The sequence below is a fragment of the Hyphomicrobium sp. 01T421 genome (assembly GCF_056398805.1).
This window is the reverse complement of record NZ_JBFTQC010000001.1, coordinates 2,791,927-2,814,685: the sequence shown is the minus strand read 5'-3', so window position 1 is coordinate 2,814,685 and position 22,759 is coordinate 2,791,927. Positions and strand designations below refer to the sequence as shown.

Genomic DNA, 22,759 nt, shown 5'->3' with positions numbered 1-22,759 from the left:
CCTCAGCTGAGAAGCGCCAGCAACAACGAGGCAGCCGCTGAAACGCCGAGCGTCATCACGATGCTCGCGCGCAGCACGAAGAGGAGAAGCGCGGCGAGGATGCCAAGCGTCAGCGCCGCGGGATCGATGCTCGAGATTTCGGGCACCTCGAAATGGAGCGGCCCCGCCGCCACCTCGAAACGGGCCCGAAAGAGTACGTGCAGCGAAAACCAAAGCGACAGGTTGAAAATCACCCCGACCACCGCCGCCGTAATGGCCGACAACGAAGCCTTGAGTTTGGGGGCAGACTTCAGCCACTCGACGTAGGGAGCGCCCGCGAAGATGTAGAGGAAGCACGGCACGAACGTCGCCCAGAGCGTGACAGCCGCGCCGAGGACACCGAACAGGAATGATGTCTGCCCGCCTTGCCGCGCCGCTGCGAGAAACCCCACGAATTCCGTGACCAGGATCAGCGGACCAGGCGTCGTCTCCGCAAGCCCGAGCCCATCGAGCATCTCGTCCGGCTTCAACCAGCCATATCCTTCGACCGCCTGCTGCGCCATGTAGGCGAGGACCGCATACGCGCCGCCGAACGTGACGACCGCGAGCTTCGAGAAGAACAGCGCCAGCTGGCTGAGGACGTGATCGAACCCGAAGGTGATCGCCACCGCCAACAGCGGCAGCGTCCAGATCGCGAACCAGATGCCGATCACCCTCGCCGTCGATGCGAGCGGAACCGCCACGGCGGGGACCGGTACTGCCGCCGCACTCTCGTTTGCACCCGCATTGCGCCAGTAGCCGAATAGCCCGGCGGCGAGAATGATCAGCGGAAACGGCACGCGGAAAAAGAAAATGGCGGCAAACGACAAGGCCGCTATCAACCACTCGACGCGTCCCGCCAGCGATCGCCGCGCAATCCTGATCAGCGCCTCGATGACAATGGCAAGGACGGCCGCCTTGATCCCGGTGAAGACGGCAACGACGACCGGCACGTTCCCCAACGACGCGTAAAGTGCGGCGAGTGTCAGAATGACCAGCGCGCCCGGCGCGACGAACAACAGGCCGGCAGCCAACCCGCCGCGCGTCCCGTGCAGTTTCCATCCGGCATACGTCGCGAGTTGCATAGCCTCGGGACCCGGCAGCAGCGTGCAGAAGTTGAGCGCCAGCAAGTAGGTCCCCTCATCGAGCCATTTCTTTTGCTCGACCAGCACCCGGTGCATCATCGCGATCTGCCCGGCCGGCCCTCCGAATGACATCAGACCGATCTGCGCCCAGACCCGCAACGCCTCACCGAACGATGGATTGGCTAGGGGTTCGGTTGGGTGAGCCCGCACCGGTTCGTGGTCGCCCATATCTGTCTCACCCTCGAAATCCCACACACGAAAAGAAGCCGATGCTTTACCGCGACCGGCTCGGTCAATGTGAATCCTTCAATGGATCGAGCGGCGTGCAACGGATGACGAGCGCGCCGCCGACACGTTGAAAAAGGCGCATACAGAGCAACGAAGGCCGCCGCCGCTCTAGAGGATTGAACGGTCGAGATTTTGTGGCGCTGCCACCCGCCACGATTTTTGTTCCGTTAACACGCGTCCAATTCTGCGACCTGGCGTCGCGCAACCTAAAAGTGCATTCAAAATAACTTATAATTTTCCGTAACTTATGGATTATGGTTAAAAGGTGGTATCGGCCGTGGGTTGACCTCTTATCCACAGGGTGCTCGTTGTGCGCGGCCAGGACGGGGGGAGACCCCAGTTAGCACGGGCAGCAGGTAGAACCAGGTTCTGGAGTTCTGTAACGGGTCACACAGGGGGTAATTCGCCTTAAGAGCTACTTCTCCCAACATTAACGACGGTGCCGCTTCCGAAGCGGTTGCCCCGTGGTCGCCTGCTGGCGTGCCGCGGGCGGGGGAAACCGCTCATTCGACCCGGATCACTGCTGCTCCTTTAACAAGGAGTGAACTATGCGTTCAACGATTGCGATCGCCGCGTTCGCGTTCGCCGGGGTTACGGCAGCAACCGTCCCCGCAATGGCGGCCTCGTCGCACCACAAGGCTACGTACCACAAGACGTCGTACCACAAGGCTTCTAACCAGAAGCACGCCCACGTTTCCGGCCGCAAGGCCACCAAGAAAGTCGCAGCCCGCAAGTCGACTGGCGGCAGCGGCGGTTCGCACGGCGTTGCATCTTACTACTGGCAGGGCCAGCAGACCGCTTCGGGCGCCCGCTTCAACCCTGAAGGCATGACGGCCGCTCACCGCACGCTCCCGTTCGGAACGCGCGTTCGCGTCACGAACCAGTCGAACGGCCAGTCGGTCGTCGTCACCATCAATGACCGTGGTCCCTTCGTCGGCGGCCGCGTCATCGACCTGTCGCGCGGCGCTGCCCGGCAGATCAACATGACCGGAGCCGGCCTGGCCCGCGTCTCGCTCGAGGTTCTCGGCCGCAGCTGAGCTTGAGCGTTATCTTCGAATAAACATCGGGAGGCGTTGGGCAACCAGCGCCTCCCGACGTTTTTCCGCCATCCGAATCACCATAGTCCTCGGCGCTAGGGGAGTATCCGGGGGGATGTGCGTGCGCCGAAGCATTTGTTTGGCATGTGTTGCCGTATGGATAGTTGGTCTGGCCCTGCTCGGCGGGGGAACCCCGTCTCAAGCCCAATCACTGGCCGAAAACCTGTCGGGCCCGGCAAATAAGGCCGAGGCAAACGGCCATTGGACCACGGTGACAGCTCCAGCCCGCCCAGTCGGCACATTCGATCACTGGCAGGCGAAAATAACGATCGCAAAGCCGTCCTTCGCCAGCGCCAAGCAACCCGTTGCCGCTGCAGCGCCGATCGGCGAACAACCCTACGGACTTCATGGCCCCGACCCGGCCGGAACGGGTCACGCCCTCAAGGGCATCGCGTCTTTCTACGGAAAAGGCGAACGGACCGCGACGGGGGAAGCCTTCAACCCGCAAGATATGACCGCCGCACACCGGACGCTCCCCTTCGGCACGCGCGTCCGCGTAACGAGGGTCGATAACGGCGATAGCGTGGTCGTTCGGATCAACGACCGCGGCCCCTTCAAGCCGGGCCGCGTCATCGACCTGTCCACGAAAGCCGCCGAAGACCTCGGCATGACCGGCATGGGCTTGGCGGCTGTCAATCTCGAGGTTCTCAACCGCTAAGCCAGTTCGCTTGGGAAAGTTTGGCGCCGGGGGAAGGTCGCTCAGCGCTCACTGCGCCGGTAAGCCTGCTCGAGACGGGATTCCAGCACGCTGATCTGGTCGAGATAAGCGCCCCTGATGCACTCGATGTCCCGGCCGCAGCTATCGCGGGCATCCAGAAACCGGCGCTGATACATCTTCAAGTCGTTGCGCTGATAGCGATTGTCGTAGGCCGACTTCAACTCGGAATATAAAGCGCTCATCCGCTCGTCGAGCCCGGCCAGCCGGTCGCTTCGGCAAATCGTCCGCTCGGACGCCGTGCGCGCGCGCTGGCAATCGAATTCCTGTGCGGCCGCGGGGCGAACCGCACCCGCGATTATGGCGAGCGCCAGCAGCGATCCAGCCGAAACTGCTGCTGCCAACTTCAAAGTTACCGTATCCGACATGTGCCCATCTCCTCGTTTCGCGCGTCTCTTGGCGCGGGTAGCCACCCCAGCGGTGGACACCCCGACAATGCTGAAACCGGTCCGGAAACGTGAGGCCGTTAAGCGCCACTTGGCGGCAATGGCAGGAAGTCGGGTTATTGCACCCGGATTCCGATTGCGTCTTAGCGGAAAGAATCGGTATTTTCCCGCACCGGCGACGTCCGTCGCCCGGCTTCAAAATCAAGCGGCCAATGAAGAAAGCTGTCGCCCAGCCTGCGCCCGCCACCACTCGTCCCGAGGCGCTCGAGCGCATCAAGACGGCAATGGTCGAAAAGAAGCTGACGCAGGCGGAACTCGCCGACGCCGCCGATTGCCACGAGAAGACAATTCAAAACCTCCTCGGCGGACGCTCCGTGCGCGATCAAACGCTGTTCGACGTCTGCATGGTTTTGGGCCTCGATTTTCACGGGCTTCGCGACGCTTGGCATGGTGAGTCCGTTGCGCTCGAAAGCGCGGGCAGGCCGTTGGAGCTGAGAGGCAACGGCGGCGGCATCGCGCCGATTTATATGGGGGCCTACACGCGCGCGGCCGTCGACCATTACATCGGCAGTTATCTGACGCTCAGACGATCGTTCTCGGTTCCCGACACGATTATCGCCTATCGCACCGATATTACCTGGGACGCGGAGTGGCCGAGCCTTCTCTTTCAGGAGCGCGACCGGCCGGACGCCCCATATGCCCATCGCGGCCGGCTCTATATCCCGGCTTCCTCGAGTTTCATCCACCTCGTCTCGCTGACCAAAGGCGCGATGCGGATGGTCGTCGTCTCGCAACTCGATCGCTCCGGCGAGATGCGCGGTATCATCACGACGCTGAACAAGCAACGCGCGACCTTCATTCCGGTCGCGACCCCGATACTCTACGCCCAGCGCGAAAACTTCGATGCCGATGCCTTTGGCGAGGTGACGCCGAAGAACCCGGCCTATGGCGAATACAAACGCCTGCTCGATGCAACCATCGCCGAGGGCTACGCGCGGCTCGTTACCTGATCCCGTCCGCGCTGGCGGCCGGCTCCCTGCTAGGGGAGTCGCCAGCGCAAATCAAAGAGCCGTTCGCGCTTACGACTTCTGATCGTAGAAATAATTCTTTAGTAGGTAATTCAAGCTGCGCGACCAAGTTTCATCCGTATTGCCGCGAATGTCGACGCTCTTCAAGAACGTCAGCTTATCGGTCGCCGGATCGGCCATGTAGAGGTTCATGTTCAAGATTAGGTTTGAAACCTTCTGAACGGTGATCCAAGCGACCCGGTCAACCTTCAGCTCTTTTCCGAACGCCGCCTCACAGCCCCCGCATGAACCGACGAACTGGCCGCTCGATATTTTCGCGCGGATGTCGTTGGTCAACGGCACAATGGAATAGCTGCGCGCGGCTTCGAGTGACGATGTGAACTGTTTCTCGATAATCGAGATCCGATTGCGTTCGGCCTCAGTCGTCGGCTCCAAAATCTCATTATCGTTCTGAAGGCGCAAGCCGAGGAACGCTAGACGAGGCGGTGACGGCGAAGCTCCAGCCAGCTGAACGAAAGGTACCTGCAGCAGCGCCGCGAGTATCAATGGCAATAGGAATAAGCGTCGCCGCTCAATCATCGTCGTCCTCCAAGAATGTAAAACCGCTGAACGCAGGGATGGTTGCGGAATTTTGCGCTGGCGGCCAGCTCCCCACTAGGTGCGTCCCCAGCGCCAATAAAAATCGCTTACTTCTGGCGCTTGCCACCGACGCCCCGCTTCTGAACCGGCCGCTTGGTCAGGATGGGTGAGCGAAACGTGATGCCGTCCTCGACGGGCGGGAAAAAGTGGTTCGCGAGATTGACGGTTTCGAGCCTTCCAACAGCCGAACGCGCAACCTCAAGCCACTTCTCCGCATAGTCGCGGCCGGCGCCATGAAGGTACGTGATGATGTCCCAATCGGGTTTCACGGTTGTCTCCGGATCGAGTGCGCCTGTGACGGGGCCCCCATCAATCAGGTGAAAGCGGTGACGGCAAATCGGTGCAAGGCGTCCTTTTGCGAGCAACGGCCCCGATGTCTCGCGCACCGCTGTTATGACTTCAATATCCCGCAACAGCGGCGCGTTGAACGTAAGGCGGTTGGCGTGAATTGAAATATCGCGCGCAGTCGTCGGCAGCTTGGCGGTGGTGCGCGGAGCAACCATGACAAGCAGCGTATCGCCGATCGGACTTTCGCTCGCGAGCGTCACAAGGTCGGGATTTGCGGAAAAGCCGCCGTCCCAATAGGCCGCGCCATCGATCTCGACGGCATGATGCATCACCGGCAGACAGGCCGACGCGAGAACTGCATCGACCGTGATCTCGTGTTCGCGAAAGAGACGCGCTCTGCCGGTCGCGACATGCGTGGCGGCGATGAGCAGGTCGACCGGCGACTTGGCTCGAATCAATTCGAAATCGACATGCTCGGTGAGGAGACGGCGCAGCGGATCGAAGCCGAGCGGATTGAATTCGTAAGGCGACAGCATCGATGCGAGATGCGTTGTCCGCACCAGCCCGTTGAGAAACGGATTGAGCCGTGTCAGATCGGGGATGGCGGCGTTGTGGATGGCGTGCCAGATTTTGTACATCTTCTCGCGCGCCTTATCGCGCGAGCCTTCGGCAAGCCCTGCCGCGAGCGCGACCGCATTGACGGCGCCGGCGCTCGTTGCGCTGATCCAGCCGAACTGAAGCGTATCGTCCTCTAACAGACGATCGAGAACCCCCCAGGTGAAGGCGCCATGAGCTCCGCCGCCTTGTAAGGCCAGATTGATGTAAGCAGATTTTGGCAAAACCGCATTGCTCCCCGCAGGCCAATAAAAAAACCAAAGGCCAGCGTGACTCCATATCATTAACGCGCGCGGCAGAGGTATGTCATCGACGCCGCGGCAGAACGACTGGGCTATCACCAAGCTTAGTCACTAGCGTGTAAATGTTACACTTGCTCGTTGCGCGATTTGCTTGCTCAACGCTTGTGCGATCCGCGCCTGCAATGTGCTCAACGCGTAAGCCTCAACTCACGAGACTCCGGAATGGTGGTCGCAAATCGAGCTGATGCGTCAGCTTGCAGCACGAACGCCACGAGGTTGGCGCGCGTGGCATTTGGCCGCGAAGACGAGAGCAGCCATGGTATCGAAATCATATCGCGGGCGTCAGAACCGTCTCGCTGATTTTTCTGACGGGCGAATCCGGCCCGTCGATTCCACGCACCACATGGCGGATACGAAGTCCATTCTCGCTTTTGAAGAACGTAAAGAGATTATAGCTTGCCAATGGCTCTTCGCCATATGTGACAGCAGCTGACGCCGACGCGACGCCCACGACCGGAATGGACTTTGTTCGAGATCTGAGCCAATCCACCCGCGTTTTGTGATTATGGCCGTAAAGCACAAGCTCGGCATCGCCGCGCTCGAGCAGATGCGCGAAGTGCGCGGCATCGCTCAGAGCGCGCCTCGGCGGAGCCAGATTGGGAAGCGGCGGATGGTGGATAAGCACGACACGGACGATACCTTCTTCGCCGAGAGCCGCCAGCTGCTCACCCGCAATCTCGAGCTGATGGGCTCCGATCCGCCCGCCGGCGAAGAACGGCGGCGTCTCGACAGCGGAATTCAACCCGATGAGCGCAATCGGGCCGACGCGCCGCACGAACGGAAACGCCAGCGTATCGTTTTCCCCGCCCATATATTCCGCCCACCGGGCGACGCCCGGATCGCCGTGCAAGCTCGAATAGATGTCGTGGTTTCCCGGAATGACGGTCACGTCCTCGGGCGAACCGATGGATTTCAGCCAATCGAGCGCCGCTTCGTATTCCGACGGCAGGCCGAGATTGATGAGATCGCCCGTAATGACAATATGGCCGACGCGAAGCGCCGTAGCATCGGCGATGAGCTTATTGGCGATCTCGCCCTGATGAACGCGACGCCGCTTCCGAAGCCAATTCAAATATCCAAGCACCCGCTTGGCATTCCAATATTGCCATCGGCTCCCGAAAACGGGCGGCAGGTGCACATCGGAAAAGTGCGCGAGCGTGAAAGTCTCGGTCATATTTGGGAATGCGGTAGGTGAGCTGCGGGAAGCACACTCTAGCACACCGTGCTAACTAGCAAATGCCTAGCGCCTAAGAGAAAAGCGAACGGCCGCCACGCAAAGGAGAGTTCGACGATGAGGGAAGATAGATTTCTGCTGGGCCCCCTCGTCGCCCGCGCTTTCCAGCAATACTGGCGATTTACGCGCGGCGTATATTTGTCCGTCGAGGCGTGTGTCATAGACGACGCGGGCCGGACGCTGCTGGTGCGCCAAGACGAGAGCGGCGGCTGGAGCCTGCCCGGAACGACCACCCGGAACGGCGAGACGCTCGAGACCGCGGTCCGGCGTGGCCTGCGCGACATTGCAGGCATCGAGGTTAATACGAAGCCGGAATTGCGCGGATTTTATTCCGGGAGCCGAGACCGCCGGACAGTCCAAACGGGACTGTACGTCGTCCGCGATTGGCGGCGGCTTTCGATCCCAGGTACTCCGGCGACAAGCTTCTTCCCGCTCGCCTCCCTGCCCGCCGGCCTTCCGCCGGTGACGGCGGAGCGAATTCGTCGCTCGCATGAGGGTCGCACAATTTCCCAAGTGTGATAGAAGCCCCGCCTGCCGGACGTTGCCGGCTTCCTCGAGCTGCTTAGAAGTCCGCGCATGTCCCCTTCTCTCGTCATTCGTAAAGCACGCTCCGACGATATCGCCGAGATATCGAAGCTGCATGCGCGCGTTTTCGGACCCGGACGCTTCGCGCGGTCCGCCTATCGGGTGCGCGAAGGAAAAGGGCATCTGTCGCGGTTCTGCCTCGTCGCCTCGATTGGCAACGAGATCGTGGCATCGATCCGAACGACGGAGATCACTATCGGGGGCGCCAAAGGTGCGGTTCTGCTCGGGCCCGTTGCGGTCGACGCCGATCACCGGAGCTTTGGTCTGGGCAGCAAGCTGATGACGGCGGGCCTCGAAGCTGCGCGGAGCGGCGGCGCCAAGGTCGTCATCCTTGTCGGAGATCATCCCTACTACGGCCGCTTCGGCTTCACAGCCGTGCCGCCTGGCCAGATCGTATTTCCGGGCCCCGTCAATCCGTTCCGCATTTTGGCGCACGAACTGGAGCCTGGCGCGCTTGCCGGCTACCGCGGACTGGTGATCGCCGAGCCGCCCGTCGAAACGCTGGACTTTTAAGCCCGGCGAGCCGCGGCGGTAACGTCATCGTAACCCGGATCTGTCGACCATCTTCCGGGCGGCTTATGGCGGTTGCCGGTGACGCACGAGTTGTATCCAACCCACCGACTGCAAATCGCGGCCCTTGGCACGCCGGTTGAGCTGTGAGATTCCTGTTTAACCAATTCGAGTCGATTGAAGCCGAAAGCTCGCGATGATCTCAACGTATCTCCTCTACCGGACCTACGCCGCGGACTTGCCAAAAACGCTTTCGCGTATTTCCGCCCAGAGCGACGTTTCGAACGCCGCGAAATATTATCAGGCCAACATCGACAAGGTGAAGACGGTCGATGAATTCCTAAGCAATTCGCGCCTTTTCAGCTACGCCATGACGGCATACGGCCTGAGCGATATGACGTACGCCAAGGCCTTCATGCAGAAGGTCCTGACCAGCGACCTGACCGACAGCAAAAGTTTCGTCAATAAGCTCACCGATCCGCGATTTTTGGAATTCGCGAAGGCTTTCCAGTTTTCGACCGACGGCAAGCTCGCGACCCAGCCGACCCTCGCGCAGAATTCCGCGGAAGAGAACGATACGATTGGCCTGTACACGCAGCAGCAGGTCAACAAAGGCAACGCCGCCTCGACCGAAGCGACGTACTACCAGGCGGCCATCGGCAACATAACATCCGTCGATCAGTTGATGGCGAACTCGCGGCTGCTGAACTTCGCGGTTTCGGCCTATGGCTTGAACCCCAACACCACGTCTACCGCAGCGATCAGAGCCGCTCTGACGAGCGATCTGTCCGACCCGAACAGCGTCGCCAATACGCTTGCGAATTCGAACTCCAATTTTAAGCTTCTCGCTTCCGCCTTCAACTTCGCGACGGACGGCAGCGTCAACGGGACCGCCCAGTCTGACAACAACATCGTCACCACGATCTCTCAGTACTTCAACGCATCCGGAACAAACGCGACCTCTTCGGCAGCGACATTCAAAACGCAGTATTATAATTCTGCCATTTCAAGCGTGACTTCCGTCGACGATCTCTTGGCAAACAGCACCCTGTTTGACGTCGCGGTCACGTCCGTTGGTCTCAATCCCAACACTCAATCGAAAACGCTGCTGCGCCAGATCCTGACGAGCGATCTCTCCGACCCGAACAGCGTCGCAAATCAGCAGACCAACCCCGCATTCCAGAAGCTGGCGACGATGTTCAGCTTCAACACCGACGGGTCGGTCAAAGACGGTGCGGCGCAGACATCGGCGCAAGTCAGCAGCCTGTTGGCTTCCTATTCGACCAGTTACAATGCTGCCCAGACAACATCGAACGACACGGCAACCGCCGCTTACAAGGACGCGATCGCCGGTATTTCCAGCGTCCAGGATTTGTTGAACAGCTCGGCTTACAACTACATCCTCTCCGCCTACGGAATAGATCCTCTGAACACGACGAAATACACCATCACCAAGATCCTTCAGAGCGACCCGAGCGACCCGAACAGCTTCGCGAACCAGTCGCACAACCCCACCTACATCGCGATGGCGTCGGCATTCAACTTTGACTCGAACGGCAACGCCAAGACCGCGGCGGTAGCCCAGACGGATTCAAATCTAACCGCGACCGTCAAACTCTATATGACGCAGTCCGACACATCGACGGCCGCGCTGGATCAGGCCGAGGCCGATAGCAATTACTACGCAACGACGATCGCCACGATCGACAACGTCGATGATCTTCTGAAAGATTCCAAGCTCGTGAATTTCATGCTCAGCGCATACGGGCTGAAGGATGCGAAACTATCGACGAGCGATTTGCGCACCATTCTGACGAGCGATCCGTTGGATCCAAAGAGCTATATCAACAAGACCGCAAATTCTAAGTATCGCCCGCTGGCCGTCGCATTCAACTTCGGAACCGACGGCAAGACCCTCACCGTCCCGGCGGGAGAAGCGCAATACCGCAGCCAGATCATAGCGACCGCTGACGGCTACCTCCAGCAGACGATGGAATCGCAAGCCGGCGGTCAGAGTGACGGCGTCCGCCTCGCGCTTTATTTCCAGAGGAAAGCTTCGGATATCACCTCGCCCTACCAGATCCTTGCCGATAAGGCCCTGGTGCAGTTCGCCCAGACAGCCCTCGGCCTATCCTCGCTGATGTCGGCCGCCGATATCGACACCCAGGCGAAGATGATAACCAATAGGCTCAATCTGGCTGATCTCCAGGACCCGGCGAAATTGAACAAGCTTATCGCTAAGTTCGCGGCGCTCTACGATGCGCAAAATGCCGATAGCAGCCAGTCCGCCATCCTTCAGATCCTCCAAGGGAATTCGAGATCCAGCAGGATCATAACGATCGATCCGATCACGACATAAGTGGTTCCCTCGCCGGTCGCCCTTCGCTTTTTGTGCCATTAATGCAGCAGACTGAAGGATCCGGTTAAACGGTCTTTTAGTTGTTGGTCGGCAGGATTAACGTCCGCAGCAGGGAAAATGCGTCTTCCTCGACGCCGGGCTCCGATGCGAAGGACCACGCGATGAGATCTTTTGCTTTCACCTCACTTGTCACGGCAGCCGCACTGTTCGCGGCGGGAACCGCGTCAGCCGGCTATCGCTCCCAGTCAGGGCCGCGAACCGCATGCTGCGGCGTCGTATGGGCTCCTGTCGATCGCCGGGGGCCGACGTTCCCAGCCGACGACTTCCTGCTTCCTGACTCGGCGTGGAACGGTCACTCGCCCAGCACCGCCGGCACAGCCGGACCCAACTGGACACTGAGACAACCGGTGTTCGGCCCGCCGTTGCCGACACTGCCGACACCGAGGCGCCGGCCGTACATCATCCTGAACGAGACCGACTGAGCGTCCCTCTCCCGCCAACGAAGATGGGCGCAAACGGAAGCGGGCCAAACGAAAAAGAGACGTGAGTTTCCTCACGTCTCCAGTCGGGAAGCGCGTAGCAATCAGAATGCTCGAAATCGAAATCGCGCCGGAACGTTGGTATCGCGGCTATTGCCGCCACGGACACCGCCATACCAAGCTGCGCAAAGCCCGATAAGAAGTCCAATTCCGGTCAGAAGCCCCGAAAGCTCCGTCGCCTTCTTCGCCTTGTCCAGCGCGGCGATCGCATCGGTGTAAGCCTGATCTATGCGCGTTTGCGCCTCCGCAATGGGGATGCCCGCCTTCGCCGCAACGATCGACGAGACGAGGGTCCGATCGGCTGGCGCCAGATGCTCATTACCGAACGATCTCATGAACACCGCCTCGATCGTCTTTTCCTCCTCCGGAGTGAGAAGCTGCACGTTCGTCACCGGCTTTCCTTCCGGCGGCGTCGAGAGCGTCGAAACGATAGCCGACAACGGGCTGGAGGAAGCACTCGAGAATTTTGCGATAGCCGACGATCCGGCATGGAGTGCAGCCGAACCGATCCCTACCGCGATCAATCCGCCGAACAGTACGCACACACCCCAAGTGACGAGACCCTGAAGCCCGTCGCGAAATTCAACTTCGTCCGGCGGCACATCGCCGACGCGCGGACGCACACGAGCAGCCACAAATCCAGCGATCAGGAACGACGCTATCGTCACGATGAGCGCCCAAGCCGCAGCGACGGACAAAGCAAGTCCACCATGGGATTGCCCGGGCCAAGGAGATAAGAGCGAAAGGCCTCCCGCGACGCCGAGCGACATCAATACGAAGGATAGCGCCGATCCGGCAACCGCACCCGCCAAAATACCCCGCCAGCTGAGAAACGGGGGAGTGTCACGCATATCGATAACTTCTACCATCGTGGCATCTCCATCGATCATCTAAAACCCAAAAGGCCCAGAAGAAACGAAATGACCACGATCAATCCGATCAGATAAATGATCTCGTGCACTGCACGTCTCCTCACATAATGCCGCTCCTTCAACCCGGTCGGAGGGAGGTTTGTTCCGAAACAACGCGCATCTGGAAGCGCCCCCGTGAGCGTCGAACGCCGTTCCTGAAATCTTAAGCTCCTTCTGTCGAATGGAAGCCGCGCTACGCCGGCGGCGGTCTCTGAAGGAGCTGAGATAACTCAATGGGCTACGCGACAACGCCACATAGGGGACAACGAATGTGCCCCGCCGCCGGAGCGGCTCCGTCTACTTTGCCGGTTTGGTATCCGCTGCGGTCCCTGGGACGGGAACCGAAAGCGAGCGCACGAACGCCGCGACCTCCCAAACCTGCTCGTCGGGCAAAAATCCGCGGAACGACGGCATCCCGTTCGGCCGTCCCTCGCGAATGGACGCCGCAATATTCTCGATCGAACCGCCGAAGATCCAGATGTTATCCATCAGCGGCGGGCCCATGCCGCCGCCGCCATTGGCATGGCAGCCGACGCAATTCATCGCCGAGTAGATAGCTTTGCCTTTCTCGATTGCCGCCGGATCGTTCTCCAATTTGCGGCCTTCAGCGCTTGTCTGCGCGATAGGCTCCCCACCTCCAGGCGCAAGTGGAACCAATGAAACTTGCGGCTCGGGATTAGTCGGCTGCTTGTATGCCGGCTTATCGTCCGCTGCTCGAGACCCGTACCCCGCGAGCAAGATGCCCGCCAGAAGCGCAAAGAGAAGCGCAAAGCTCAGATAGGGTAGAAATCGTTTCATCGGAATCACTCCGCCGCTGCGGATTTCTTCATTGCAGAAGTCTGAATGTGATAATCCGCGAGAATGTTGCGAATGTCCGCTTGCCGCCTGTCGAGAGAACGATTGATCTCGTCGGCCAGCGCCATATCGGGTTTCCGCACGCCCATCGAAATAGAAAACGTCATGTCCGGAATGTCGCTGATGTGGGTGACCCGCAATGGCGGCGTCTGCCGGGCCGCGTAATAGTCCGCGACAGGCCCCCACACGACCGAGATATCGACATCGCCGCGCGCGATGCCTTCGACGACCGGAAGAAGCGGGTCGGGCTTCGACCAGTCACCGAAAACCATGTATCCTTTGATGCCGTTCGTGATGCCGCGGCGCGCAAGCTCCGTCATCGGCGGCGTATTCGCTCCATCGTTACCGACGAGCTGAACGCCGATGTGTTTACCGCGCAAGTTTGCGTCGTCGAACGACGATATCGGAGCAGAGGTCCCCGCAGGTTGAACGAACGCGTAACTCGCCGTGTAATAGGGCTTCGTTGGGCGCACGCGATGAAAGTCGACAGGCACACCGGGAACGACATCACAAAGCCCGGCGCCAAGACCTTTTCGGATGAAACCGCGCCACTGCGGCATCCAGACGAACGTCGCCGTCGCCCCCATGTCGGCTGCGATGAGCGTCGCGATCCGATTTTCGAAGCCTTCGCCGCGATCGTTCGAGAACGGCATGTTGTTAGGATCGGCACAGAACTTCAATTCGCGCGCGTACGAGGGAGCGGCCGAAACAGCTACAATGCCGATTGCGAGGAAGAAGGTTCTATTGAACCGAGAAGACATAGAGCGACCCTCCCTTAGTCGTATGCTCGGGAAGATCTTTGACGGCATTGACGAAGCCGAGCGCGGCGGTGCCATCGCGCTTGTCCAATCCGCCGGCAACGATCGCTCCGGCCCAGCCGCCGACACCCGACAGAATGGAGACGTATTGCTTGCCGTCGGGGCCCCGCCACGTCGTCGGCTGACCGATGATGCCGGACCCCGTCTTGTACTGCCAAAGGAGAGCACCGGTCTTCGCATCGACGGCTTTGAACCAACCTTCCATCGTTCCATAGAAGACGACGCCGCCTGCAGTCGCGAGCGCGCCGCTCCATACCGGAAACGACTCGTTGATTTTCCAGACCGCCTTGCCCGCCTGAACGTCCCACGCCGTCATCTCGCCACGGTGACCGCCGGGACCGGCCTTCATGTGCACGTCGGCGCCGACGTAAGGCGTGGCCGCGATATAGCCGACGTCTCTCTCGGTGATATCCATGCACAGATTGTTGTGCGGAATATAGAGAAGGCCTGTCTGCTCCGAGAATGACGACGGCTGCCAATCCTTGCCGCCAGGCGGTGCCGGGCAGATATCCTTCACTTCCTGATCGACCTTCGGCGTCTTAGCCTGATTATAAATCAAGCGGCCCGACATCATATCGACGGTCTGGCTGCTGGTGATCGGCACGAACGGAGTTGCGGCGAGAACTTCTCCCTTCTCGCGATCGATGATGTAGACGTAGCCATTGCGGTCCGGGTGAACGAGGACCTTTCGCAGCTTGCCGTTCCAGTTCATATCCAGGAGGATGCATTCGTTGACCGCGTCATAGTCCGAGACGTCGTGCGGGCTGAGCTGATAAAACCAGCGCGCCTGCCCCGTATCGGCATCGCGTGCAAAAATTCCGGCAGTCCAGAGATTGTCGCCTGGGCGCATCGACGAATTCCACGGGCCCGGATTGGACGTGCCGTAGTAGATCATGTTGAGTTCAGGATCGTAGGAAACCCAACCCCAGACCGTGCCGCCGCCTTGCTCCCACATACCGGGCGGCCAGGTCGCGACGCCGAGATCCTTGCCCTGGAATTGCGGATAGTACGAATTGAATCCCGTTCCGATCAAAACATCCTTGTCGGGACCCGTGCTGAAGGCTTTCCACAAAACCTTTCCCGAGCCCTGATCGAGCGCCGCGATCCAGCCGCGTACGCCCATCTCGCCGCCAGAGTCGCCAACGATGACTTTGTCCTTGGCGACGAGCGGCGCCATCGTCATCGTCTCGCCCTCGTTGATGTTGCCCATCTTCGTACGCCATATCTCGGCGCCCGTGTTGGCATCGACGGCGACGGTATTGCCATCCAGCGTATTCAAGAAGAGCCGGCCGTTGGCGAAAGACACGCCGCGATTGACGACGTCGCAGCAGGCGACGCCCTGCGAAGCGGCGAGCGGATGCGGCTCATATTTCCATTTCAGCGGCGCGCCGGGCTTCGAGAGATCGAGCGCATAGATGATGTTCGGATAGGGAGTGACGACGTAAAGCGTGCTGCCGATGACGAGCGGCGCCGCTTCTTCACCGCGGTCCACACCCATCGAGAAGGTAAACGTTGGTTGAAGTCTCGATACGTTCTCGGTGTTGATGTCTTTGAGCGAGCTGTAGCGCGTCAAACCGGTATTGGCGCCCGGCATCTGCCACTCGTTTCCACCGGCTGTCGCAAAGGACGGAGCTTTAGGTGGCGAAATGTTTTGCTGGGCTAAAGTTTGAGCGGATGCGGGAAGAGAACAAATTGCAAAAAGCGGCAAGCTAAAAAATATTAACTTGTACTGCCTGAAATTGAGCATCGGCGTATCCCCAGATATTGGGCGTGGCCGGTGCCGAAAAGAACAACGCGTAAGCCGCCATAATTCACGCTCACTGCGTCAACGGCACCCTCTGAGTGCCACAACCTGTCGCGTCAAATCAGGTTCCAGGCATTAGATCCCTTTTGCGAAAGGCCAAACGGACTACCGTTAAGCGGAAGACAACAACTGTCCGGCGTCCGAGATCCACGGATGCGATCGCGCTCGATCAAGGCCCAGGAAAGAGGGACGCACTTCGCCCCGACGCCCAGTACGCAAGCAATCCAATCCACTCTTTGGCCGCGAGATCTGTGCGCGCCAATCCAGCGGAAATACTGTCGAACGGGCGAACGGCATCCCCCATGCCGCGCGTCCGGAAATCGACGGGATAAGGCGCGACATCGAATCCGGCCTTCCGAAAAACGCCGACCGAACGCGGCATATGGAAAGCCGACGTGACGAGAAGCCACTTATCCGGCGGTTGGGGTTTGACGAGCGCCTTCGTGAACATCGCGTTCTCGTACGTATTCCGCGAGTTGTTCTCGATGACGATACGGCTTGGCTCGATGCCGGTGTCGATGAAGTACTTCGCGATGACGGAGCCAATGCCCTCGCCGCCGAAAAGAGAACCGCTGCCGCCCGTGAAGATCACCTTCGCATCGGGAAGCGCGTGAGCGAGGCGCACCGTCTCGGTCAAACGTTCCGCTGACTCATTCAGCGCCAAGCCGCCTCGGCTGTCTGTGAGCGCACCGTCTTCAAAACCGCCCAAGAGAATGATGCCGCTGATCTTCTCCTGCGGAACGTCCATCACCCGCGTTGCAAATCGCTGCTCCAAGGGCAGGATAAGAATATTGCCGCCCGGCAGGATGCCAAAGAGAACGATGATCCCGAAGCCGAGAAGCAGCAAAAATGCTCCCGGCTTCGGACGCTTGAAATGAAAAAAAAGGAACCCGCCGGCTAGCGCGAGGAACGCGAGGCTCGAAGGCTGGATACAGAAGAAGATGATCTTCGATGCAATGAAAAACACTGCAGTCCCCTAACCCTCGACCGTCGAACCTAGACCCTGGTCCCTGGGCTCCTCACCTCACCTCTCAGCCTCAGACGAAAGGATCCTTCATCAGAATCGTGTCCTCGCGCTCCGGGCTCGTAGACAGCAGCGTGACCGGACATTCGATCAGTTCCTCGACGCGGCGAACGTACTTAACGGCCTGCGCCGGAAGATCGGCCCACCGCCGCGCACCTTGCGTCGATTGCGACCAACCCTCGAAATCCTCATAGATCGGCTCGACGATAGCCTGCGCCGACGAACTCGCCGGCAAGCGATCGATACGCTCGCCGTTGAGCTTGTAGCCGACACAGATGCGGATCGTTTCGAAACCGTCGAGAACGTCGAGCTTGGTCAGCGCAATGCCGTCGATGCCCGAGACCTTCGCCACCTGACGCACGAGCACGCTATCGAACCACCCGCAGCGCCGCTTGCGCCCCGTGACGGTGCCGAACTCGCGCCCGCGCTCGCCGATCTTTTCACCGACCGCGTCCAGAAGCTCGGTCGGGAACGGACCGGACCCGACGCGCGTCGTGTAAGCCTTCGCGATCCCGAGCACGTAACCGACGTGGCCCGGACCGATGCCCGAGCCCGTCGCCGCTTGCGCCGCAACGGTGTTCGATGACGTGACGAAAGGATAAGTCCCGTGATCGACGTCGAGCAGCGCCCCCTGCGCGCCCTCGAACAGGATGCGCTTGCCCTGCCTGCGTGCCTGATCGAGCAACTCCCACGATACGTCGGCATACGGCAGAACTTTCGGCGCGATGGCGATCAGCTCCGCCATGAGCTCGTCCTTGACGACTTCGGGCTGGCCGAGGCCACGGCGAAGCGCGTTATGATGAGCGAGCGCCCGGTCGATTTTTGCGCCGAGCGTCGCGGGCGACGCCAGATCTTGCACTCGGATCGCACGGCGGCCGACCTTGTCTTCATAGGCAGGTCCGATGCCGCGCCCCGTGGTGCCGATTTTCTCCGTGCCGGCCGCCGCCTCGCGAAGGACATCGAGCTCGCGGTGCAAAGGAAGAATGAGCGTCGCGTTCTCAGCGATGCGCAGATTTTCGGGCGTGATCGTGATGCCCTGCTGCGTCAAGCGCGCGATCTCGTCCGTCAGCGCCCACGGATCAACGACAACGCCGTTGCCGATGACCGACAGCTTGTCCGGCCGCACGACGCCTGAAGGCAACAGCGAGAGCTTGAATGTCTTGCCGCCGATGACGAGCGTGTGCCCAGCGTTATGACCGCCCTGGAAACGAACCACGACGTCGGCCCGCTCCGACAGCCAATCAACGATCTTGCCTTTGCCCTCGTCTCCCCATTGGGCTCCGACCACCACGACGTTTGCCATTAACTTGAACCTTCTCACCTTCTCATGATTTGGCCCCGGCATCGGCCAGGGCCCCGCGGCAAGTCCGCTAGCTTAAACTCAAGATTTGGCCTGCAGCCTCAGGGGCCGTAGACGATCGACTTCGCCGCCGGCCAGGACACGCGATAGCCGTACTCAAGAATTTTTTCCTCGTCCGGCTCGAGCTTGGCCTGGAACGCGATGATACCGCGCTTGTCGTCGACGTTCTGCATCGTCGGCGAAACGCGGCCCGTAAGATCGACCTTGATCTCGTCGTTCTGTCCGACCGGAATGCGGTCGAGAATGGTCACGTCCATCGCCCGCTCGTGCATGTTCTTTACATTGACGCGGAAGTTCCGGCTATCGATGTGCGACGTCGAAATGAGCCCGCTCTCGCCGCGCTTCTCTTCCAGCACCGCATGCTTGATCTTCACCTGGTCGTCGATGCCGAAGCCGAGATCATGTTCGCTCCCCGGACTGAGAAGGGGCAAATCGCCGGTACCGACAAACGTGCCGTCGCGGAACAGATAAACGGTGCCGGGCAACAGAGGCGTGCCCTTGGCGAGCTTCAGCTTCGCGTAAAGGTAGGCGCTCGTATCGACCTTTGGCACGGCACGGCAGCTCAACGCCGGCTCGAGCGCCTCCGACGCGAGAAGCACGCGCTTGGCTTCACCGGTTCCAGCAACGCTCGCCCGCCCCGGAACCTCGAACGTCGCCTCGAACGGCGCGCTTTGCAGCTGCGCGACGGTTTCTTCTACGTTGACGGCTTCGGACGCCGCCTGCGCAAGCTCGCCGCCGACCGCGTCCGCCGCAGCGATATTGCGGTGCTTCGCCATCAGGCGCTGCTCGGGAAAAGGAGCAGGCGCAGCAGCAGCAGCCACCGGTTTCGGCGCCTGTTCGAAATCCACGAATTGCGTTTCAAGGTACGGCGCCGACGAGCTGTCGCTTGGCCGCGACGTCGAAAGTTTCAGCGCAACGTTGTCCCAATTTTCTCCTGAACGCTGCGTGATCGCAGCGCGCCGGTCGAGGGATAGCTTCGGCGGCTCCGTTTTCGTACCCGTCTCTAGCCGCGCGTCGTAAAGGGGTGCCCAATGTGCATCCGGCACCTGATAGCGAACGCTCAAATCCGCTTCGAGAGGCGTTTGCGCAACGACGTGAACGCGCACTTCGGTCTGTTCTGTCCGTGCGGGCGCCAATGCCGCCAGCTGCTTCTCGGCGTCGGAAATCTGCCGGTCGATCTCACGAATTTTCAGCTCGGCATCGAGTGCGAGCTTGCTCGCATCACCCGTCGCTTGCGCAATGAGCGCCAGAACTTTCGGCCAGTCTTCGAGCGGCGTCGCGGCCGGTGCGGACTGCGAGGAAGAACGCGCCGGAAGTTGCGCGAGATTGGCGATCAGCTTCTTTTGCGTCTTTGCGGCCTGAGCCTGCGCGTCGACAGTCGTCTTCTGATCTTTGAGCGCCTGGATCGAGTCTTCTAAAATCTTGCGCTGCTTGTCTGCGGCTTCGCTCTCGGCGCGCTGCAGAAGTTTCCTCGCCGTATCGACCGAACCGATGTCGAGCTTGCCCGTCGCCTTGCCTTCGACCCGCACGGAACCCGGCGCAGCACTCGCAGGCACGTCGCCGATGACGATCGTATGCTCGCCCCTGTCGATGTGCACCTTGACGATGCGCGTGACCTCGGCACCCGATAGGAACACCGTGACGTCATCGACCGCCGACGTCGCCGGGACGTCAGCCGCAAACGCGCTCAACGGCGTGGCGGCCAGGAAAGCTGCCGCAAAGACAAAACGCATCTCGCTGTGACCTTTGGTTGTTTGATTCTGACGATGCCCGGATGAACCGCCCTTGGCGAGGCGCGACCCCGGCCGATTATGGCCGATGCAAAGCGCGATAAAAAGGCATTGACAGGGCAGGTGTTAACCAGAATACGCGAAGGGTTCCAGCGAATTCAGGCCGAGATCGCCCCCGCGCGAACTTTCGCATACGCCCAATCGAGCCACGGCAGAAGTGCGGCGATATCGTCGGTCTCGACCGTAGTGCCGCACCAGACGCGGAGCCCCGGCGGCATGCCCCGGTAAGCGGCGATATCGAACGCCGCAGCCTCATCTTCGAGCAGTCGCACCATATCGCGCATGACATCGAGCCGCACGTCCTCCGAAGCCTCAGCGAGCGCGGGCTCCGCAAATCGCATTGCAACGGAGGTGTGCGAGCGCGTCCGCGGATCGGCGGCAAGCGGCGCGACCCAAGGTGTCCGGTCGATCCACTCGTAAAGCACCGAAGAACTGTCCTTGCTCCGCGCGATCGTTCCAGCGATCCCCCCAAGCCCTTCGGCCCACGCGAGCGCATCGAGATAATCTTCGACGCACAGCATCGACGGCGTATTGATCGTCACGCCCTGAAAGACGTCCCAGAGAATCCCGTCATGGTTGGTCAGCCTGAAAAGCTTCGGGATGGGCCAAGGCGGACGATAGGAAACGAGGCGGTCGAGCGCACGGGGCGACAGGATGAGCATGCCATGCGCACCCTCTCCGCCAAGCGCCTTCTGCCACGAATAGGTGAGCACGTCGATTTTGCTGAGGTCGATCTCTTCCGCGAATAGCGCCGACGTCGCATCGCAAAACACGAGGCCGGTGCGGTCATCGGGGATCCAATTGCCGTTCGGCACCTTCACGCCCGTCGTCGTGCCGTTCCAGGTGAAGAGCACGTCGCGCGAAAAATCCACAACGCTGAGATCGGGAAGATACCCAGGATTGCCTTCGAACGCTCGCATATCGGGAAGCTTCAACTCGCCGATCACGTCGCGCAGCCAGTTGCGGCCGAACACGTCCCACGCCAGCACATCGGCGCCGCGTTCGCCCAAAAGATTCCACATCGCGAGTTCGAACGCGCCCGTATCGGAACCTGGAACGATCGCCACCTCATAACCGGGCGGAAGGTTGAGAATGTCCCGCGTCCGGTCGACGGCGAGTTTCAATCTCTCGCGCCCATCGGCAGATCGATGCGAACGCCCGACGAGCGCGCCCTCCAACGCAGCCGGTCGCCACCCCGGGCGCTTGACGCACGGGCCGGACGAAAAGAATGGTCTTTGCGGTTTGCTCTGTGGCTTTTTGAGTTCGGGCATTGTGGGCTCTTAGCACGGAGGCCGCACAAGAAAAAAGGCGGTCGCGAACGACCGCCTTTCGGCACCAAGCAACACAGGGGTGCACGTTCTAATCGAACTTGATACGGAGGCCGGAGCGGAACTGCTGCAGGACGGCGTCCTTGTAAACGATTTGGTTCGCGCCCGAGGCCGATGGCGCGACGGACGATATCGCGCCCTGCTCCCAAAGCATCTGCCAACCGTTGTCCCAGATGATGGATTCGGTGAGGTTCGTGGCGACACCCGCCTGAACCGCGGCCGCCAGATTGATCTGGTTTTTGCTGGTCGAACCGTTCGTCGTCGAAGAGTTCGGAGGAAGCGAGGTGTTGCCTGAGCAGGTACCGGCCGGCGTATACGGACCATCTATGGAGTTGGACCCACCGATGCACGTTGCCGATTCCGTATAAGACCGCTGCAGCCTCCGCCATGAGAAGCCCGCGCCGCCGCCAACGTACGGCGTAAACCGGGTTCCTGTATTGAAATCGTAGATCAGGTTCACGAGGCCGGTCGTCCGCGAAAGTTGCACGGTGTCCGTACGCGAGACCGCGTATGCGTTTGTATCGATGCCGCCGATGGTGGTGTTCGGGGCAGAGTTCGTAGCCACATACCCTAATTTGTAATCATTGGAGATCTGGTAGTTGGGCGTGTAATCGATCGCGACTTCGGCCCGCAGAGACGGTGTCAGATAGCGGCCGAACGTCAAACCGAATATCGGTGACATCGGCAGGTCGCCGCTGTCCTTTGCGAAATACCCGGGCGTTGAATCTCCCAGATAATCGGTATCCGTGTCTTTGACCGACGCGCTTTGCGAGATGTTTCCGCCGAGCATCAACCCGACGTACCAATCGGAATCCGCATCATACGTCGGCACGGGAACGGGAGCCGGAACGGGTATCGCGACCCCGCCGCCCATATCCTTGACGCCGCCCCAGTCGGCGGCCATCGCGGGCGCCCCACCGGCAGCAATCAGAAAACACGTGGCAATGCACGCTTTCGCAAGTTTCATCTTCGATCCCTCAAACCCGGCACGCATGCATATGCGCGCCACTCAAGACTCTGCTCAACGCTACGCTTGCGCTAACCGAGCCCTAGGAGGGAACAGCGGCTTCTGCTCGGTGTCCGTGGGCTCCTCGGGAAGGAGGAGCCCACTACGCTTCACGGGGAGGACACACGAACGCGAAACACGCACAACAAACCACACCTTTGGCATTCCGGGCGGA

General features: G+C 60.4%; 21 protein-coding genes. 7 read left to right on the top strand and 14 right to left on the bottom strand.

Annotated features, from left to right (window positions below; genetic code table 11):
* Positions 1-2: 2 nt before the first annotated feature.
* Positions 3-1,331, bottom strand: a complete 1,329-nt coding sequence (gene chrA / locus AC1DK3_RS13060; protein WP_477192613.1) for a chromate efflux transporter — start codon at positions 1,329-1,331, stop codon at positions 3-5.
* A gap of 608 nt (positions 1,332-1,939) precedes the next feature.
* Between chrA and AC1DK3_RS13055 the strand changes: the two genes are divergently transcribed.
* Positions 1,940-2,428, top strand: a complete 489-nt coding sequence (locus AC1DK3_RS13055) for a septal ring lytic transglycosylase RlpA family protein (RefSeq protein ID WP_477192612.1) — start codon at positions 1,940-1,942, stop codon at positions 2,426-2,428.
* Positions 2,429-2,699: 271 nt separating this feature from the next.
* Positions 2,700-3,146: a septal ring lytic transglycosylase RlpA family protein gene (locus tag AC1DK3_RS13050; protein WP_477192611.1), complete on the top strand. Its 447-nt coding sequence runs from the start codon at positions 2,700-2,702 to the stop codon at positions 3,144-3,146.
* A gap of 41 nt (positions 3,147-3,187) precedes the next feature.
* Here AC1DK3_RS13050 and AC1DK3_RS13045 read toward each other — a convergent pair whose 3' ends face one another.
* Positions 3,188-3,571 carry a lysozyme inhibitor LprI family protein gene (locus tag AC1DK3_RS13045; RefSeq protein WP_477192610.1) on the bottom strand — a complete coding sequence of 128 codons (384 nt, stop codon included), beginning with the start codon at positions 3,569-3,571 and terminating at the stop codon, positions 3,188-3,190.
* A gap of 230 nt (positions 3,572-3,801) precedes the next feature.
* Between AC1DK3_RS13045 and AC1DK3_RS13040 the strand changes: the two genes are divergently transcribed.
* Positions 3,802-4,599, top strand: a complete 798-nt coding sequence (locus AC1DK3_RS13040) for a helix-turn-helix domain-containing protein (RefSeq protein WP_477192609.1) — start codon at positions 3,802-3,804, stop codon at positions 4,597-4,599.
* 69 nt (positions 4,600-4,668) lie between these two features.
* On the opposite strand, the gene AC1DK3_RS13035 is transcribed toward AC1DK3_RS13040, so the two are convergent.
* The 3 genes from AC1DK3_RS13035 to AC1DK3_RS13025 all read right to left on the bottom strand — a co-directional run bounded on the left by AC1DK3_RS13035 (position 4,669) and on the right by AC1DK3_RS13025 (position 7,635).
* Positions 4,669-5,196 carry a DUF3280 domain-containing protein gene (locus tag AC1DK3_RS13035; RefSeq protein ID WP_477192608.1) on the bottom strand — a complete coding sequence of 176 codons (528 nt, stop codon included), beginning with the start codon at positions 5,194-5,196 and terminating at the stop codon, positions 4,669-4,671.
* A 107-nt stretch (positions 5,197-5,303) separates the two neighbouring features.
* On the bottom strand, positions 5,304-6,383 hold the full coding sequence (locus tag AC1DK3_RS13030; RefSeq protein WP_477192607.1) for a patatin-like phospholipase family protein: 1,080 nt from the start codon (positions 6,381-6,383) through the stop codon (positions 5,304-5,306).
* A 346-nt stretch (positions 6,384-6,729) separates the two neighbouring features.
* Positions 6,730-7,635: a metallophosphoesterase family protein gene (locus AC1DK3_RS13025; RefSeq protein ID WP_477192606.1), complete on the bottom strand. Its 906-nt coding sequence runs from the start codon at positions 7,633-7,635 to the stop codon at positions 6,730-6,732.
* 117 nt (positions 7,636-7,752) lie between these two features.
* Between AC1DK3_RS13025 and AC1DK3_RS13020 the strand changes: the two genes are divergently transcribed.
* From AC1DK3_RS13020 to AC1DK3_RS13005, 4 genes are all read left to right on the top strand, one after another.
* Positions 7,753-8,214, top strand: coding sequence for an NUDIX domain-containing protein (locus AC1DK3_RS13020; protein ID WP_477192605.1), 462 nt, complete (start codon positions 7,753-7,755; stop codon positions 8,212-8,214).
* A gap of 57 nt (positions 8,215-8,271) precedes the next feature.
* Entirely contained in the window at positions 8,272-8,793 is a 522-nt protein-coding gene (locus AC1DK3_RS13015; protein ID WP_477192604.1) for a GNAT family N-acetyltransferase, read from the top strand.
* Between the two features lie 193 nt (positions 8,794-8,986).
* Positions 8,987-11,149 carry a DUF1217 domain-containing protein gene (locus AC1DK3_RS13010; protein ID WP_477192603.1) on the top strand — a complete coding sequence of 721 codons (2,163 nt, stop codon included), beginning with the start codon at positions 8,987-8,989 and terminating at the stop codon, positions 11,147-11,149.
* 161 nt (positions 11,150-11,310) lie between these two features.
* Positions 11,311-11,631 (top strand): hypothetical protein, encoded by a 321-nt coding sequence (locus AC1DK3_RS13005; protein ID WP_477192602.1) that lies wholly within the window; start codon positions 11,311-11,313, stop codon positions 11,629-11,631.
* A gap of 101 nt (positions 11,632-11,732) precedes the next feature.
* Here the strand turns inward: AC1DK3_RS13005 and AC1DK3_RS13000 are convergent, their stop codons facing one another.
* From AC1DK3_RS13000 to AC1DK3_RS12960, 9 genes are all read right to left on the bottom strand, one after another.
* Positions 11,733-12,557, bottom strand: coding sequence for a hypothetical protein (locus AC1DK3_RS13000; RefSeq protein ID WP_477192601.1), 825 nt, complete (start codon positions 12,555-12,557; stop codon positions 11,733-11,735).
* A gap of 339 nt (positions 12,558-12,896) precedes the next feature.
* A complete protein-coding gene (locus AC1DK3_RS12995; protein ID WP_477192600.1) occupies positions 12,897-13,397 on the bottom strand; it encodes a c-type cytochrome in 501 nt (166 codons plus the stop codon).
* Between the two features lie 5 nt (positions 13,398-13,402).
* The gene (locus AC1DK3_RS12990; RefSeq protein WP_477192599.1) at positions 13,403-14,215 is read right to left on the bottom strand and encodes a quinoprotein dehydrogenase-associated putative ABC transporter substrate-binding protein; all 813 of its coding nucleotides are present in this window, start codon (positions 14,213-14,215) and stop codon (positions 13,403-13,405) included.
* Entirely contained in the window at positions 14,196-16,019 is a 1,824-nt protein-coding gene (locus AC1DK3_RS12985) for a methanol/ethanol family PQQ-dependent dehydrogenase (RefSeq protein WP_477192598.1), read from the bottom strand. The genes AC1DK3_RS12990 and AC1DK3_RS12985 overlap by 20 nt, the downstream gene beginning before the upstream one ends.
* A gap of 226 nt (positions 16,020-16,245) precedes the next feature.
* The gene (locus AC1DK3_RS12980; RefSeq protein ID WP_477192597.1) at positions 16,246-17,043 is read right to left on the bottom strand and encodes a YdcF family protein; all 798 of its coding nucleotides are present in this window, start codon (positions 17,041-17,043) and stop codon (positions 16,246-16,248) included.
* A gap of 70 nt (positions 17,044-17,113) precedes the next feature.
* A complete protein-coding gene (locus tag AC1DK3_RS12975; RefSeq protein ID WP_477192596.1) occupies positions 17,114-18,403 on the bottom strand; it encodes an adenylosuccinate synthase in 1,290 nt (429 codons plus the stop codon).
* Positions 18,404-18,501: 98 nt separating this feature from the next.
* On the bottom strand, positions 18,502-20,193 hold the full coding sequence (locus AC1DK3_RS12970) for a mucoidy inhibitor MuiA family protein (protein ID WP_477192595.1): 1,692 nt from the start codon (positions 20,191-20,193) through the stop codon (positions 18,502-18,504).
* A gap of 155 nt (positions 20,194-20,348) precedes the next feature.
* Entirely contained in the window at positions 20,349-21,521 is a 1,173-nt protein-coding gene (locus tag AC1DK3_RS12965; RefSeq protein ID WP_477192594.1) for a phosphoserine transaminase, read from the bottom strand.
* Positions 21,522-21,609: 88 nt separating this feature from the next.
* Complete coding sequence (locus tag AC1DK3_RS12960) at positions 21,610-22,545, bottom strand: hypothetical protein (protein WP_477192593.1); 936 nt, start codon at positions 22,543-22,545, stop codon at positions 21,610-21,612.
* Positions 22,546-22,759 lie beyond the last annotated feature (214 nt).